The sequence below is a fragment of the Streptomyces xiaopingdaonensis genome (assembly GCF_000262345.1).
In the GTDB taxonomy this organism is placed as follows: domain Bacteria; phylum Actinomycetota; class Actinomycetes; order Streptomycetales; family Streptomycetaceae; genus Streptomyces; species Streptomyces xiaopingdaonensis.
In genome coordinates this window covers 1-15,020 of sequence record NZ_AJTQ01000038.1, presented here as the reverse complement: position 1 = coordinate 15,020, position 15,020 = coordinate 1, and the positions used below count along the sequence as shown (strand labels likewise).

The following is a 15,020-nucleotide window of genomic DNA, read 5'->3' as shown; positions in this document are numbered from 1 at the left end:
CCGGTCCGACACCCGCAGGGTGCTCGGACCGGGCCCCGGCCCTTCGCGTGCGCCCCGCGGAGGCGTTCCCGTCCCTCCTCTCCCGCGTTCCTCCGCGCAGGGACCGGTGAGGGAGGGCGCCGGGAAGGCAGCCGCCGATGCTGGCGGAGCCAGAGCGCATCAAGGTCCAAGGAGTGAGTAGCCCCCATGCAGACCTCCACGCACCTCGGCGGCGGCAGGATCATCCCGTCCTCCGAGCTGCACTTCGAACCCGTCGGCTCGGGACGCACGGTCGTCGCCACCCCCGTCAGCCCCGCCGCCGGCGCGACCCACGTGACGCTGCACGTCGTACGCGTCGCCGCCGGCGAGACGTTCACCCCGGACGCGAGCGCCGAGGAGGAGAACACCGCGGTCGTCTTCGACGGTTCGGGCACGGCCCGCGTCGGCGACGAGACCCGCGCCGTGCGCCGCGCCGACTCCGTGCACGCACCGACCGGGCTTCCCCTCAACCTCTCCGCAGGCACCGACGGGCTCGTCGCCTACGTGTGGCGCGCCCCGCTGGAGCCGGCCCGCGCCGCGGGGACGCGGCCGGTGCTCTTCTCCTCGCTGTGGGACGAGACGACGCGCCTCCAGGGGTTCGGCGGCACCGGGCAGGTCAGCGCGGCCGAGGACCGCGCCACCATGAACTTCGTCTTCTGGCCCGGCACCGGAAGCGCCCAACTCTGCCTGCACTGCGGCATCCAGCAGCCGGGCCAGACCTTCAACGTCCACCTCCATCCCGAGAGCGACGAGGCTTTCCTCGCCTTCGAGGGGCACGGCCAGATGTACCTGCGCGACCGCTGGATCGACGTCTCCGCCGGCGACGTCCTCTACGCGGCCCCCGGCGTGCTCCACGGCGCCCGCAACCCCCACACGGGACCCGCCGCCGCACGCTTCGTCACCTGCGGCGGGCCCAGCCCCTTCGACCCGGCGCTGTACTCCGCCGCCGGCGTCTCCTCCGAGATCAGGTGAGAGTGATGTGCCGCATCTACGGAACCTTCAACACCCGTACCGGCGACCGCGAACTGCGCACCGCCGCAGCGCTCCTGCACCACGGGGGCCCGGACGCCCGCTCGTTCGTCCGCGGAGCCGACTGGGCCCTGGGCAACAACCGCCTGTCGATCATGGACCCGCAGGGCGGTGCCCAGCCCTACCACCACGACGGGGTCGTCGTCGTCTTCAACGGTGAGCTCTACAACCACGAAGAGCTCCGCGCACGCCTGCGCGGACGCGGCTTCCACTTCGAGGACCGCTGCGACGGGTCGATCCTCCCGGCGCTCTACCTCACCTACGGCGACTCCTTCGCCGAGCACCTCGACGGCATGTTCGCGGTCGCCGTGATCGACCTGCGCGCCGAGCCGCGGCTCGTCCTCGCCACCGACCCGGCCGGCATGAAGTCCCTCTACTACTCCTGGGACGCGCGTACCGGCGTCCTCCACTTCGCCTCCGAGATACCGGCGCTGCTGAGCTTCCCCGACGTCCGCACCCGCGAGGACGAGCTGGGCCTCGACGCGTACCTGGCGTCGAAGACCCCGTTCGGCGAACGCACCATGTTCGAGGGGATCGACGTGCTGCCGCCCGCGGCCACCGCCACCGCCTCGCACGCGGACGGGCTGCGCATCGGCAGGCGCTCCCTCGGCTACGAGAGTGCCGAGGCCGCGGCCTCCGGGCGCTCGCTGGAGGAGGCGGGCGGAGAGCTGCGCGCCGCGCTGGAGACGGAGGTCTCCCGGCTCCTCACCGCGGACGTGCCCGTGGCGGCCATCACCTCGGGCGGCCTCGACTCCAGCCTCGTCACCGCCCTCGCCGCACGCGCGGCGCGCGGCGCACTCCACACTTTCAACATCGCCTACACCGGCCGCTGGCCCGGCGACGAACGCGCCTACGCGGCCCGCGTCGCCGAGTCCGTCGGCACCACGCACCACCAGGTGGAGATCGACCCGGCCTCCTTCCCCGAACTCCTCTCCGACGTCGTCTGGCACCTCGGCCAACCCAACGCCGACCCGATCACCCTCAGCACCTTCTCGCTCTTCCGCGCCGTCCGCGACGCCGGCTTCAAGGTGGCGCTCACGGGCGACGCCGCCGATGAACTCTTCGCCGGCTACTCGCGCATGAGCCAGGCGCTCGCGGCCCCCGAAGGCGCCGACTGGTCGGGCGCCTACCTCGACCACCTCGCCGCCGTACCCCGCGCACTCCGCGCCCGCCTCTACACCGACGACTACGCGGCAACCGTCCGTGCGCGCCCCGCCCTGCCGCCGGAACTGCACGCGGCCCTGGCGCACGGCAACGGGAGCCGCCTCACCCGCATCTGCGAGGCCGAGCAGCGGTACCGGCTGCCCGCCTACCACCTGCGCCGCGTCGACCACCTCTCGATGGCGTCCTCGGTCGAGGCCCGCATCCCCTTCTGCCAGCCCGCGATCGTCCGCTTCGCCGCGGGGCTGCCCGACGCGCACCGCCTCACTGCGGCAGGCGTCAAACGCGCGCTCTACGCGGCGGCCGGCGGCCTCGTCCCCGACGCCGTCCTCGACCGCCCCAAGCAGCCGTTCACGCTCCCCGTCACCGCCATGCTCGCGCCGGGGCAGCGCCTCTGGGAGATGGCGCGGGACGTGCTCTCGCCCGTATCGCTCCGGGCCGACGGGCGGTTGCGGGCCGACACCGTGGAGGCGCTCTTCACCGAGCAGGCCGAACGCCCCTCGGACACCTCCTCGCTCGCGCTGTGGTCCCTCATGGGCCACCAGCTCTGGCGGCGTCAGTTCTTCAACGGCGCCACCCGGTTCGACACCGCGGTGCAGGCACCGCACGCGCTGGAAGGAGCAGCGGCATGAACGCACCGACGGCACCGGCCGTCCCCCTCTCGACCGCGCTGGCGAGGGCGCACGGCGCCCCCTGCCCCACGGCGGTCCTCGACGCCCGCGAGCTCCCCGAGTCGCAGACCGGCCAACTCGGCGCACTCACCGCACTGCGGGGCGAGTTGACGGCACGCGGCACCGACGGCGTCCTGAAGAACGCGCTCGTGCGCCCGTCCCGCCATCCGCTCTTCGACCTCGACTACCGGTTCGTGCAGTCCCTCCCCGGGAGCGACGACGCCTTCGACGTACGCGGCTCCTGCGGCCACTCGATCCTCGCCGCCGTGGAGGCGGCCGCGCGCACCGGGATGATCCAGCCGCTCGTGCCGGGGTGCCGAGTGCGGGTGAACGTCCTCAACAACGGCGACAACGTCGTCTGCGAGGTCGAGGAGACCTCGACGGGCGGCACCCGCTTCACCGCGCACTTCCTCTGCTCCCCGCCGCGGCCGCTCGGCGACCTGCTGCTCGCGGGCGATCCGCGGACCCGAATCCCGTTCGGCGGAGGGTCGTTGGAGGTCTCGCTCGTCTCCATGGGCAACCCCTACGTCCTCGTCTCCGCCGCCGACCTGGGAGCGGGGAGCGTCGACGCGCTCTTCGCCGACGACCCGGCGCTCTTCGCGCGGATGCTCCAGGTGCGCCGCACCGTCTGCGAGGCGCAGGGCTGGGACCCGCACGGCGCGTTCCCCAAGATCGCGGCGCTCCTGCCGGACGGGCCGCAGCGCCTCGCCGTCCGGGCGGTCTCCGTTCCCTCCTGGCACCCGACCGTCGCCCTCACCGGCGCGGTCTGCCTCGGTTCGGCGGCGGAGATCACGGACAGCGTCCCGTGGCGGCTGCTCGCCGAGGCGGGCAGGGACGAGGGGCTGCTGACGCTCCGTACGACCGACGGCGAGGTACGCGTCGCCGCCTCCACCTCGGGTGCGCCCGCGGACCGGCACCTCGCCTGGGTCTCCGTCGCGCGGAAGCAGGTCGACTACGCCGGACTGCTCCGCGAGCGCACCCCCGACTCCCCCGCGTCCCCGCACACTTCGACCTCCGAGGAGACACCATGGCTGCCCTTGACGGTCTGACCGCCGCCCGCCCTTCCGTCCGACCCGCCCTCGCCCCCTCCGACCGCGAACGGCTCGCCGACTGCGCCGAGGCCGCGTACCGCAGCGGCCGTCCCGACGTCGAGGCCCTCGCCGTGCTGCGCGAGACCGGACTCCTCGGCGCCGCCGTGCCCGCCGAGTACGGCGGCGCCGGCGCCGACGCCGAGGAGCTCAACTCCCTTGTCGCCGACGTCGCGTACGCCAACGCCTCGGCGGCGATCATGCTCTTCCAGCACTACGCCGTGAGCGCCCGCGTCGTCGAGCACGGCAGCGCGGAGCAGCGCGGCGAACTGCTCCCGCGGCTCGCCTCCGGCACCTGGCTCGCCGCCTCCGCCTGGAGCGAGACCGGCGCGGGGGCCGACAAGAAGAAGCTCTCCACCACGGCGAGCCGCACCCGCGACGGCTGGCTGCTCGACGGCGCGAAGTCCTTCACGACCAGCGCGGGCCTCGCCGACGTCTACCTCGTCCTCGCGCAGAGCACCTCGCCGGACGGCGACTCCTCCGACGCCTCCTACGGCGCCGCGGGACAGACGTTCTTCCTCGTTCCCGGCGACAACCCCGGCCTGCTGCCCGACACTTCGATGCGGCTGAGCGGCATGCGCGGCTCCGCGACCGGCTTCGTCTCGGTGCGCGACTGCCACGTCCCGGACTCGGCGCGGCTCGGTGCCGAGGGCGTCGCCGCCCGGATCATCGCCGGCGTCCGGGAGAGCGGCGCCTCCCTCGGCGCCGTCGCCGTCGGCGTGGCCCAAGCCGCGCTCGACGCGGCCCACCGGCACGCCGAGCGCCGCGGCCTCCTCGATCACCAGGCGGTCCGGCACCGCCTCGTCGACCTCGCCACCCGCGTCGAGGCCGCACGCGCGAGCGTCGAACGCGCGGGCCGGCACACCTCCGCGGACCCGGGGACGGCGACGCTCCACAGCAAGCTCTTCGCCTCGACGACGGGCGAATCGGTCGTCGCCGACGTGGAGCGCATGCTCGGCTCGGCCGGCTACGTCGAGACCCACCCGATCAACCGCTACGCCCACGACGTGCGCGCCGTGGCCCTGATGGGACCGACCAACGACCTCTGCAAGGAACTGGTGAGCCTGCCATGGACGCGTTGACACCGGACGGCACCCGCAGCGGAGCCGACGCCGACCTGGTCGTCGAGGGCGGACGGCTCGTCACCCCCGACGGGGTGCGCGACGGCGCCGTCGTCGTGCGCAACGGCCGCGTCGACGCGCTGCCCGACGCCGGGGCCCCGCTCCCGGCCGGGCCGCGCCTCGACGCGGCGGGGCGGTACGTCCTCCCCGGACTCATCGACTCGCACGTCCACTTCCGCACCCCGGGCCTGGAGTACAAGGAGACCTGGGAGCACGGCAGCGCGGCGGCCCTCGCAGGCGGTGTGACCACCGTCGTCGACATGCCCAACACCCGCCCTCCGTCGCTCGATCCGCACTCCGTGCGCGCCAAGGCCGCGCTGATCGCCGGCCGTTCACGGGTCGACCACCGGTTCCACATAGGCGCCGACCCCGACCGCCCCCACCTCCTCGCCGACCTCGCCCCCGACATCGCCACCTCGGCGAAGATCTTCATGGCGGGACACCACACGGCGCCTGTGGTCTTCCGCGACGAGGAGCAGCTCGACGCAGCCTTCGCGGCGGCCGCGCGCGGCGGGGTGCGGCTCGTACTGCACGCCGAGGACCAGCACGTCTTCGACCTGCTCGACACCCGGCAGCCGGACCCGGCGTCCTACCGCGAGTACGAGGCCCACCGTCCGCGCTCCGGCGGGATCGTGGCCGTGGCGCGGGTGGTGCAGCTCGTGCGCACCCACGGCACCCGCACCCACGTCCTGCACGTCTCCTCGGCCGAGGAAGCCGACCTGCTCACCGCGGCCGCCGGCGAAGGACTCCCCATCACCTTCGAAGTCACGGGCCACCACCTGTCGTTCACCGACGCCGACACCGCACGCCGCGGCCCCCGCACCCGCCTCTCGCCCGCGATCCGCAGCTCGCGCGACCAGGAGCGGCTCTGGCAGGCCGTGCTGGAGGGAGAGGCCGCGACGCTCGGCAGCGACCACGCGCCGCACACCGTCGAGGAGAAGAACCGCCCCCCGGCGCAGGCGCCGCCCGGCCTCCCCGGGGTACAGGAACTGGCGACGGCCGTGTGGACCGGGATGCTCTCGCGCGGCACCCCGCCCGACGCCGCGGCGGCGCACCTCGCGCGGCTGATGGGCGCAGGTCCCGCGCGCCTCTTCGACCTGCCGGGCAAGGGCCGCCTCGTCCCGGGGGCCGACGCCGACCTGGCGCTCCTCGATCCGGACACGCGCTGGCAGTTCTCCGCGGCGCACGTCGCTTCCCGCTGCGGCTGGTCCGCTTACGAGGGGTGGCTCTTCACCGGCCGGTTCACCACCGTGCTCGCCTCGGGCCGCGTGGTGTGGGACGTGCGGACGGGGGTCTCCGGGCACCCCGCCGGACGCTGGCTCGCCTCGGCCGCGACGGCTTCCGACGAGCAGACGGAGGTAACACGATGAGTACGGCCCTGCTGAGCACCCGCCCCGCGGCTGCTCCCGAGACCCGCCAACCGTCCGTGCCCGCCGAGGAGTTCCGGGCGGCGATGGCTGCCGTCGCCTCCCCCGTCACCGTGGTCACCTGCTACGACGGGGCCGGTACGCCGCGGGGTCTGACCGCGAGCGCCGTCTCCTCGCTCTCGCTCGACCCGCCGCTCTTCCTCGTCTGCCTCGACCGGCGCTCCGGCACCCACGGGGCGCTGACGGCGGCACCGTCGTTCTGCGTCAACCTGACGGGTCCGGGGAACGAGGCGCTGGCAGGCCGGTTCGCCGGCCCCGCGGAGAAGCGGTTCCCCGGGGTGCCCCTCGTCCCCTCGCCGGACGCGGACCGCCCGACGGCGCCGGCGCTCGCCGAGGCCGAACTGCGGCTGCACTGCGTGCGTCACGACACGGTGGAGGGCGGCGACCACACCGTCCTCATCGGCCGCATCACCGAGATCACCGGCACGCCCCACACGGCGGGCGGCCTCCTGTGGCACCGCCGCGGCTTCGCCCACGCCGCGCCGGCCCCGCGCTGACGGCGGCTGCACCGGGCGGCTCCCCCCGCGGGGGCCCGCCCGGAGCAGCCCGCCGCCGCGGCTACGCGCCTCCGGGCCCGACGGCCGACTCCCGCTCCGCGCCCGCCGGTCGGGCGTCGCCTCCGTCGGACGGGAGCCGGGCGGCGAGCCGCGCGTACAGCCGGTCGGTGGCGAAGACCACGGCGGGGACGACGAGGAAGAACGCGACCAGCATCCCGAGCAGCAGGGCCGTGGAGAGCTGCGCCAGGTATCCGACGTACATGTTGCCGGTGACCGCCTCGGCCGCGTGCCACAGCGGCACGGTCGCCAGGTCCGTTGGCCGGTCCGCGACGCTCAGCACGAGGACCGCGACGGCGACGGCGAGCGCCGTGTTGAGCGTGGCCCGCACGGGACCGCGCCGGACGAGCCGGAACGAGCGGCGCACGGCTTCGCGTGCGGTGCGCGCGTCGCCCCGGGCCACGGCGACGGGCGCGAACGAGAGGCAGACCAACGACGCGGCGAAGAGGACGGCGATCAGGCCGAGGGTCAAGTCCTCCAGGTGTTCCGGCCGTTGTCCGACCCAGGACGTCGCGAGCAGGAGAAGGACGGCGCCGAGCCCCGCAGGGGCGCACCAGACGAGGAGCTGCACCCGGAAGGCCGCGCCGACGGGCCGGACCGCCTCCCGCCACGGCGGCCGCGCGGAGAGCGACCGCACGCAGCAGTTCCACATCACCCCCAGCAGCGCGCAGGCGAGGACCACCGAGATCGGCAGCGTGACGTTCCCCACGACCTCCATGCGGCTCGCGGGCTCGTCGATGTAGCCGACCGCCGGATCCTCGTAGGCGCGCACTCTCCGGTGCGTCGCCATCACCTCGACGAGGGCGGGCCAGCCGGCGACGAAGACGCCCACGACGACGGCGAGCCCGGTGACGGCGGCTCCTCCCGTCGGCACCAGCGCCGCCGCGTACAACCGGCGCACCGTGCGCGCCCTTTCGCCGACCGTCACGCAACTCTCCTTGCCGCACACGCCGTCGGAGCCGCGGTTCGGGCTCCTCTCACAGGTCACGGACGCCGAACCGGCACCCCGCGGTTCGCCCGGAACGCCTCCGTCCGCCCTCGCGCCGGGACGGGGTCGGCCCCGCGGAAGGTGCTGCCGGGTTGCCCCGGCGGGGCGTCGACGGCGGGGTGCACCGCCCCGCCGCGTAGGGTGCGTTGGTCGCGCAAGCCTCTTCCGACGGAGCCCCGCCATGAGCACGTTCACGCCTCCCGCGCCGCCCGCCTACGCGGAAGCCGGCCCCGGGGTGAAGGCGGCGAAGGTCGTCACCGAGGTCCTCGCGCCTGCGCACCTCGTCGTCGCGCTGCTCCTCCTCGTCGGGTGGCACAGCACCCGCAGCCTCGCGGGGGTCGGGTGGGGTCTCCTCGCCGGGGCGTTCTGCGGCGCCGTCCCGCTCGTCTTCGTGCAACTCGGCGTGCGGCGCGGCCGGTTGAGCGACCGGCACGTCCGCGTCCGGCGGCAGCGCCTCGTGCCGTTCGGCGCGAGCCTGCTCTCCGTCGCGGGCGGAGCAGCCCTGCTCCGGGCGCTGGATGCGCCGCGTGACGTGTCGGCGCTCGTCGCCGCGATGCTCTGCGGGCTCGCGTCCGTCCTCGTGGTGACCGTGTGGTGGCAGATCTCGGCGCACAACGCCGTCGCCGGCGGCACCGTGACGATCCTGCTGCTCGTCTTCGGCCTCCCCGCCCTGCCGAGCGTCCTGCTCCTGCTGGTGAGCGGCTGGTCCCGGCGCGTCCTCAAGGCGCACACCTGCGCCCAACTCGTCTGCGGCACCGCCCTCGGCGCCGTCGCGGCCGCGCTGTTCGCCGTGGTGCGCTGAGGCGGTCAGGCGGAGTCGAGGTGGCGCGCGTCACCGAGTCCTACGACCTGCCGGTTGTGGAAGTAGTCGTCCTCGTGGAGCGTGGTGATGCTGCCCGAGGGCGCGCGGAAGGCGGCGCGGCCCACCGTTTCGAGCGGCATCCCGATCCAGTGCGCCACGACGAACGTCAGCGAACCGCCGTGCGTGACGACGACCTGCTGCGCGCACGGGAGTTGCACGATCGCGTCCATCGCCGCGTAGACGCGCCGGGCCCACTCCGCCTTGGTCTCCGAGCCCTCCACACCCTCGTCGTGGTCGAGCCGCTCCCCCGCCTCGGGCGGCGGGACGAACCGCCTGTCGAGCCACTCCTGCGGCCTCCCTTCCGCCTCCCCGTAGGACTTCTCCCGCAGCCGGCGGTCGAGGACGGGCGGCACACCGAGCGCCGCGGCGATCTCCTCGGCCGTCTGCCGGGTGCGTCGCAAGTCCGAGGAGAACAGCTGCACTTCGGCGCCGTCCGGTATGCGCGCGCGCAGCGCCCTCGCGGCGGAGGCGGCCGCGCGGAGGCCGGCGTCGGTCAGCTCCGAGTCGTGCCAGCCGCCGACGACGCGCTCGACGTGGTGCGTCGCCTCCGGGTGCGTGACGACGTGGACGGTGCGCATGGACGGCCCTCCTTGGTGTCGGCGTCGTGCCGGGGCCCGTTCCCCGACTGCGAGTGGTCGCGCCCTCTCGCGGAAGGGTACGCGGCGGCACGGCGGGCGGGCGCGGTCGCGCCGCCCACCCGCGCGGGGCGCTCGCCTGTGCCGTCGCCGCAGGTCGGAGGCATGACCCACGAGTTCCGGGGCAGGTCCCCTCTTGCACATTGACAACTGGGAGACCGAGAAATGAAGAAGGCACCGACAGCAGCAGTGGCGTTCACCCTCTCCGCGGCAGTGGTCGCGGGGGCGGTCGGATTCACCGCGGGAGCATCGAGCGCGGAGGCCGACAAGCGCCCTGAGCCCGTCGTGCAGGACGAGTTCGACCCGCTGGGCCCGACGATGCACCAGACGAAGAACGCAGGCCGCACCGTGCACTACAGCGACACGGGCGACACCGGTCGCACGTACGGCGACCCGGTGATCTTCATGGGCGGTACGGGAACAACGGCGCGCGCGTCCGGGATGACCGAGTTCCTGCGCACCACCCGCGAGGACCTCGGCCAGCGCATCATCTCCGTCGAGCGCAACGGCTTCGGCGACACGGAGTTCGACCCGGAGCTCGGCTTCGACGACTACGTCTCCGACGTCGAGACCGTCCTCGACGAACTGGGCGTCCGCAGGGCGTCCGTCGTCGCCATCTCCGGCGGCGGCCCGTACGCGGCGCACTTCGCCGAGGCCGCGCCGCAGCGGATCTCGTCGCTGCACCTGGCGGCCGCGTCGCCGCCGTACGGCGAGAAGTCGTCGTACTGCGGCAAGGACGACGAGGAGCTGAAGGAGTACTTCGGCGAGCAGATCCGCGACCCGCGCTCGTGGTGGGGCTTCGACGACGACAGCCCCATGCACCGCATCCCCGGCTTCACCGACACGGCCGAGGAGGACGGCGGACGCTCCTACTACCTGCAAGGGCAGAAGGGCGACCCGTCGGCGCAGGTGCACGAGCAGAAGCTGTACTGCGAGCGCCCCGGCCCCGACATGTCGCGACTGAAGGCGCCGGCCTACGTCTACACCGGGCTCAAGGACACCACCGTCACGCCCGAAGCGCAGGCGCGTTGGAGCAAGGCACTGCCGAAGAAGCCGGTCGTGCGCGAGTACGACGACAGCGGGCACGACGTGCAGTACCGCCACTGGGACCAGATCCTCCTGGACCTGGCGGGCTACGCCGACCGCACCCCGGTCTGCATCGGCGGGAAGACCCGGGTGCTGAAGGAAGCGGCTGCCGAGCGCGCTCTCGACAGGGGCGCCACGGCGGGCAGTTGCGCCTGGCGCGGGGAGGACTCCGCGAAGTAGGCCGACCGACGGCGCCGGGGCGCGGCCCCCGGCGCCCGGCCGCGGTGCCCGTACGCGAACCCGCTGCACGCCGCGGACCGGATGCCGGGGGGTGGGTCTCCCGCCGGAACTCCCGTGCGGGGCGGGCCGCTTGAGGCCCCGTGCCCTCAACGGGCGGCGCCCCGCCGCCTCCTCCTCGGAGAACCGCGGGCACGAAAACGCCGACTCGCAGTCGACCGCCCCGCATGCCCGACGCGTTACTCCATGACCATGTGCACCACCGCAGCCACCCCGATCACCACGATCACGATCCGCAGCACCAGCGGCGGCAGCTTGCGGCCGATCCGGGCGCCGAGGAGGCCGCCGCAGGTGGAGCTGACCGCGAGCAGGCCGACGACCGGCCAGCTCACCGGTGCCACCACGGCGTAGACGGCGCCCGCGACGAGGTTCACCACGGCGCTCAGGCCGTTCTTCACCGCGTTGAGCCGCTGCACCGTGTCGGGCATCAGCAGGCCCATGACGCCGACGAGCATGATCCCCTGGGCCGCGGTGAAGTAGCCGCCGTAGATGCCGATCAGGAAGATGAGGAAGAACAGCAGCGGTCCCGGCTTCGCGTCGGTGTTCCGGGTGCCGAGCCACTTCGTCAGCAGCGGCTGCACCGCCACGAGCGCAACGGAGAGGCCGACGAGCCAGGGCACCACCGTCTCGAACGCGTCGTGCGGCAGCGTCAGCAGCAGCGCGGAGCCGCCGAGAGCACCGAAGAACGAGGCGACCGCGAGGCTGCGCAGACTGCCGCTGCGCTCGCCGAGTTCGTGCCGGTAGCCCCACGCGCCGGCGATGGTGCCGGGGACGAGGCCGATCGCGTTGGAGGTCGTCGCCGTAACCGGCGGGTAGCCGAGGGCGACGAGCACGGGGAAGGTCACCAACGTCCCCGAGCCGACGACCGTGTTGATGGTCCCTGCCCAGAGACCGGCGAACGAGATCACGAGAACTTCCCACCACTCCATGGGGGGAACCCTAAGCAGCCTGCTGCGCGCACCGTTGACCGGAGGTGCCTCCGACGATCACGGCGGGCGGCGCTGGCCGCCGCGTCTCACTGCGCGGACGCCGTCCCGGGCGCCAGCCGCTCCAGCAACCCCGCCTGGATCGCGGGCCGCGAGCTGAAGACCAGCATCAGTCCCGCCTCGCGCAGCAGCCGTTGGGGCGCCGCGTCCGCCAGCACGCCGCGGCCCGCGCCCTCGACGACGGCCGCCGTCGCCGCGCGGACCGCGAACTCGCCCGCTCTGGCACGTGCGGCGTCGATGTCGGCCATGGCGTCCAACTCGGCCCGGCACTCGTCGAGCTCCGCACGCCAGGCACCGCCGCCGAGCAACTCCACGGCGCCGCGGGCGACTCCGAGCACCAGGGAGCCGTTGAGGCGCTTGGTGAAGGGCTCGCCGGCCGCGTGCTCGGCCTGCGTCGCCACGGTGACGAGGCGGTCGGCCGGGACGAAGTGGCCTTCGAACTCGACGGTGACGGTGCGGGTCGCGTTGGCCGCGAGCATTTGCTGCGGACGCACCCGCAGCGTCGGCGCCTCCTCGGCGTCGACGAGGAGCCAGGCGATGCGGTCGTCCTCGTCCCTGGCGGCCGCGCCGAGGACGTGCACCATGCCCCAGCCGCTCACCCAGGGCGCCGCCCCGTCGAGCCGGTACCCGCCGGGCGCCGCGGTGGCCCGCAGGCGGGGAGGCCCGGGGATGGCGCCGGTGAACGCGGCTCCGCTGCGGACCCGTCCGGAGGCGAGACCGGGCAGCCACCGCTCGCGGAAGTGCGGCGCCCCCTGTCCGGCGACGAGTCCCGTGATGCCCTGGTGCTGCCCGAGCGTGAGAGTGGTGCTCAGGCATCCGCCGGCGAGGATCTCGGCGGCGAGAGCGGCCGTCGACGGATCGGCGCCCAGGCCCCCGGCCTCGGGCGGCAACATCGCGCCGTAGAAGCGGTGTTCGGCGAGGACGTCGAGGTTGCGGGCGAGGTCCCGCTCCCCCGTGTCCACGGCCGATGCGTGCGGGGACAGCACTTCCTCCGCGAGGCGGGTGGCGAGGGTGACGATGTCTTCCATACGCCTCACCCTAGGTCGGTCCGGGCGCCGCCTGCCGGGGACCGGCCGCATCGGCGCTACGGAGCCCGGGGCACGCCCGTCGCCGCGGCACCCTCCGCGGACGCGGTCCGGCCGAACGGCCGCGTGCGCCGGGGAAGTCGGGCGCCCGGCCGATCAGCCGTAAGTCCGAGCCGCGGCAGCCCCGCAAGCCGCGGGGGTCGACCGAAAGGTGGAGGTCGGGGCGGTGAACGGGCCGTATGGTGGGTTGCCATGAGCCGCACATCCCCCGTCCGACGCGCCCTCGGGCGAGCGCTCTTCTGTCTGGTGGCTGCCGCGGTCCTCGCGCTGCTCGTCGCCGAGGGGAGGGAGACCGGCTACGCGCCCACGGCCGCCGCCACCGTGCTCGCCGGCGCGCTCTGCGCGGCCGCACTCGCCGCACCGGCCCGGTACTTCCCGCTCGCGACCGCTGTCGCGGTGACCTTCTCCGGCGGACTCAGCCTCGTCACCACGCAGTTGGCGCACCGCCCCGAGACGACGCCGGGCCTGACGGAGCTCTCCGTCCTGCTGCTGCTCGTCACGCGGTCCGTGCGCCTGCTCTCCCCGTGGCGAGCCGCGGCATTCGCGCCCGCCGCCGGGCTCGCAGCGGGGCTGACGTGCTTCCGCCTCCCGGAGTCCGAGTGGCCCCTGCTCGGGACCTTCGTCGCGCCGGCGCTGGCGGGGTGCGCCGCGCTGGCGCTCGTCCTCGGCCTCTACCTGCGGCTCCTCGACCGCCTGCGCACCCGGCAGCGCCTCTCCGAGCTGCAACAGCAACGCCTGGAGTACGCACGCGAGTTGCACGACTTCGTCGCCCACCACGTCACCGCGATCATCGCGCAGACCAAGGCGGTCCGGTTCACCACCGCGGCCGGTCACGCGCCCTCCCCGGCCGACCTGGACGGCATGCTGGAGCGCATCGAGCAGGCCGGCTCGGCGGCGATGGAGTCGATGCGCGGCATGGTCTCCGTGCTGCGGTCCCCCGACGACGCGGCGGCCACGGACCCGGGCGGCACGCTTGCGCGACTGCGCCCGCTCGTCGCGGAGTTCGCCGAGACGGGGCCGCCGGCCGAGTTCACCCTCGACCCGCGGCTCGCCACCCGCACGCTGCCGCCCGAGACCACGACGACCGCGCACCGCGTCGTCCGCGAGTCCCTCACCAACATCCGCAAGCACGGCACCGGCGTCCGCCTCGTCACCGTCGACGTGCGCCTCTCCCGCTGGGCCGAGCACCGCCTGGAGATCACCGTGTCCGACGACGGGCGCACCTCCGCGCCCCGCACCGCCAAGGGGTTCGGGCTGCTCGGCCTCACCGAACGCCTGGAGGCGGCCGACGGCACCTTCACCGCGGGTCCGGGGCCGGACGGCGGCTGGCGCGTCGCCGCCGAACTCCCCCTTCCCGAAGAGCCGGAGGAGGCACCGGCGCCTCCCACCGCGTCGGCGCTGCCCTCGGGGACGCCATGACGATCCGGACCCTCGTCGCCGACGACCAGGAGATGCTCAGGTCCGCCTACCGCCTGATCCTCGACTCGCAGCCGGACATCGAGGTCGTCGCGGAGGCCGCCGACGGCGCTACGGCCGTCTCCCTCGCCCGCCGGCTCCGCCCGGACGTCTGCCTTCTCGACATCCGCATGCCCGAGCTGGACGGCCTGGAGGCGACCCGCCGACTCGCGGGCCCCGACGTGGCGGAGGCGCTGCACGTCCTGATCGCCACCACGTTCGACCTCGACGAGTACGTCTACCGCGCGCTGCGCAACGGCGCCTGCGGGTTCCTCCTCAAGGACGGCTCGCCCGCCCTGCTCGTCGAGGCCGTGCGTGCGGCGGCACAGGGCGCCTCTGATCTCTCCCTCGGTCACCGTCCGCCTGCTGCGCCACATGTCGGCCCCGCAGCAGTCCGCTCCACCGCGCGACACCTCCGAGCGGACGGCCGTCGCGCTGACCGACCGCGAGCGCGACGTCGTCCGGCTCGTCGCCCGCGGCCGCACCAACGACGAGATCTCCGCCGAACTCCACGTCACCCTCTCCACCGTCAAGACGCACCTCGGCAACGTCCAGCGGAAGCTCGCCGCCCGCAACCGCGTGGAAATCGCGGCGTGGGCCTGGGAGTCGGGACTCTG

General features: G+C 74.3%; 13 protein-coding genes and 1 pseudogene. 10 read left to right on the top strand and 4 right to left on the bottom strand.

Going from position 1 to position 15,020, the window contains the following annotated elements; translation table 11 throughout:
• Positions 1–186: 186 nt before the first annotated feature.
• From UWG_RS0102555 to UWG_RS0102530, 6 genes are read left to right on the top strand one after another with little or no spacing between them, the layout of a single operon-like run.
• The gene (locus UWG_RS0102555) at positions 187–990 is read left to right on the top strand and encodes a cupin domain-containing protein (protein WP_016905641.1); all 804 of its coding nucleotides are present in this window, start codon (positions 187–189) and stop codon (positions 988–990) included.
• Positions 991–995: 5 nt separating this feature from the next.
• Positions 996–2,840: an asparagine synthase (glutamine-hydrolyzing) gene (gene asnB / locus UWG_RS0102550; protein WP_016905640.1), complete on the top strand. Its 1,845-nt coding sequence runs from the start codon at positions 996–998 to the stop codon at positions 2,838–2,840.
• Positions 2,837–3,928, top strand: a complete 1,092-nt coding sequence (locus UWG_RS0102545; protein WP_016905639.1) for a PrpF domain-containing protein — start codon at positions 2,837–2,839, stop codon at positions 3,926–3,928. The genes asnB and UWG_RS0102545 overlap by 4 nt, the downstream gene beginning before the upstream one ends.
• Entirely contained in the window at positions 3,907–5,049 is a 1,143-nt protein-coding gene (locus tag UWG_RS0102540; RefSeq protein ID WP_016905638.1) for an acyl-CoA dehydrogenase family protein, read from the top strand. Before UWG_RS0102545 ends, UWG_RS0102540 begins: the two co-directional genes overlap by 22 nt.
• Positions 5,037–6,458: a dihydroorotase gene (locus UWG_RS0102535; protein ID WP_016905637.1), complete on the top strand. Its 1,422-nt coding sequence runs from the start codon at positions 5,037–5,039 to the stop codon at positions 6,456–6,458. Before UWG_RS0102540 ends, UWG_RS0102535 begins: the two co-directional genes overlap by 13 nt.
• Positions 6,455–7,012 carry a flavin reductase family protein gene (locus UWG_RS0102530; RefSeq protein WP_016905636.1) on the top strand — a complete coding sequence of 186 codons (558 nt, stop codon included), beginning with the start codon at positions 6,455–6,457 and terminating at the stop codon, positions 7,010–7,012. The genes UWG_RS0102535 and UWG_RS0102530 overlap by 4 nt, the downstream gene beginning before the upstream one ends.
• Positions 7,013–7,073: 61 nt before the next feature.
• Here the strand turns inward: UWG_RS0102530 and UWG_RS0102525 are convergent, their stop codons facing one another.
• On the bottom strand, positions 7,074–7,997 hold the full coding sequence (locus tag UWG_RS0102525; protein ID WP_016905635.1) for a hypothetical protein: 924 nt from the start codon (positions 7,995–7,997) through the stop codon (positions 7,074–7,076).
• Between the two features lie 241 nt (positions 7,998–8,238).
• Between UWG_RS0102525 and UWG_RS0102520 the strand changes: the two genes are divergently transcribed.
• On the top strand, positions 8,239–8,859 hold the full coding sequence (locus UWG_RS0102520; RefSeq protein ID WP_016905634.1) for a hypothetical protein: 621 nt from the start codon (positions 8,239–8,241) through the stop codon (positions 8,857–8,859).
• A 5-nt stretch (positions 8,860–8,864) separates the two neighbouring features.
• Here UWG_RS0102520 and UWG_RS0102515 read toward each other — a convergent pair whose 3' ends face one another.
• The gene (locus UWG_RS0102515; RefSeq protein ID WP_016905633.1) at positions 8,865–9,497 is read right to left on the bottom strand and encodes a histidine phosphatase family protein; all 633 of its coding nucleotides are present in this window, start codon (positions 9,495–9,497) and stop codon (positions 8,865–8,867) included.
• A 222-nt stretch (positions 9,498–9,719) separates the two neighbouring features.
• Between UWG_RS0102515 and UWG_RS0102510 the strand changes: the two genes are divergently transcribed.
• Positions 9,720–10,820, top strand: a complete 1,101-nt coding sequence (locus tag UWG_RS0102510) for an alpha/beta fold hydrolase (protein WP_029391100.1) — start codon at positions 9,720–9,722, stop codon at positions 10,818–10,820.
• Between the two features lie 236 nt (positions 10,821–11,056).
• Here UWG_RS0102510 and UWG_RS0102505 read toward each other — a convergent pair whose 3' ends face one another.
• Positions 11,057–11,806 (bottom strand): sulfite exporter TauE/SafE family protein, encoded by a 750-nt coding sequence (locus tag UWG_RS0102505; protein ID WP_016905631.1) that lies wholly within the window; start codon positions 11,804–11,806, stop codon positions 11,057–11,059.
• Between the two features lie 86 nt (positions 11,807–11,892).
• Complete coding sequence (locus UWG_RS0102500) at positions 11,893–12,891, bottom strand: acyl-CoA dehydrogenase family protein (RefSeq protein WP_016905630.1); 999 nt, start codon at positions 12,889–12,891, stop codon at positions 11,893–11,895.
• A 249-nt stretch (positions 12,892–13,140) separates the two neighbouring features.
• Between UWG_RS0102500 and UWG_RS29355 the strand changes: the two genes are divergently transcribed.
• Both UWG_RS29355 and UWG_RS31375 read left to right on the top strand, forming a co-directional pair.
• Positions 13,141–14,367, top strand: a complete 1,227-nt coding sequence (locus UWG_RS29355) for a sensor histidine kinase (protein WP_050988491.1) — start codon at positions 13,141–13,143, stop codon at positions 14,365–14,367.
• Positions 14,364–15,020 (top strand): annotated as a pseudogene (locus tag UWG_RS31375) (response regulator); the annotation flags it as partial. The gene UWG_RS29355 and the pseudogene UWG_RS31375, both read left to right, overlap by 4 nt.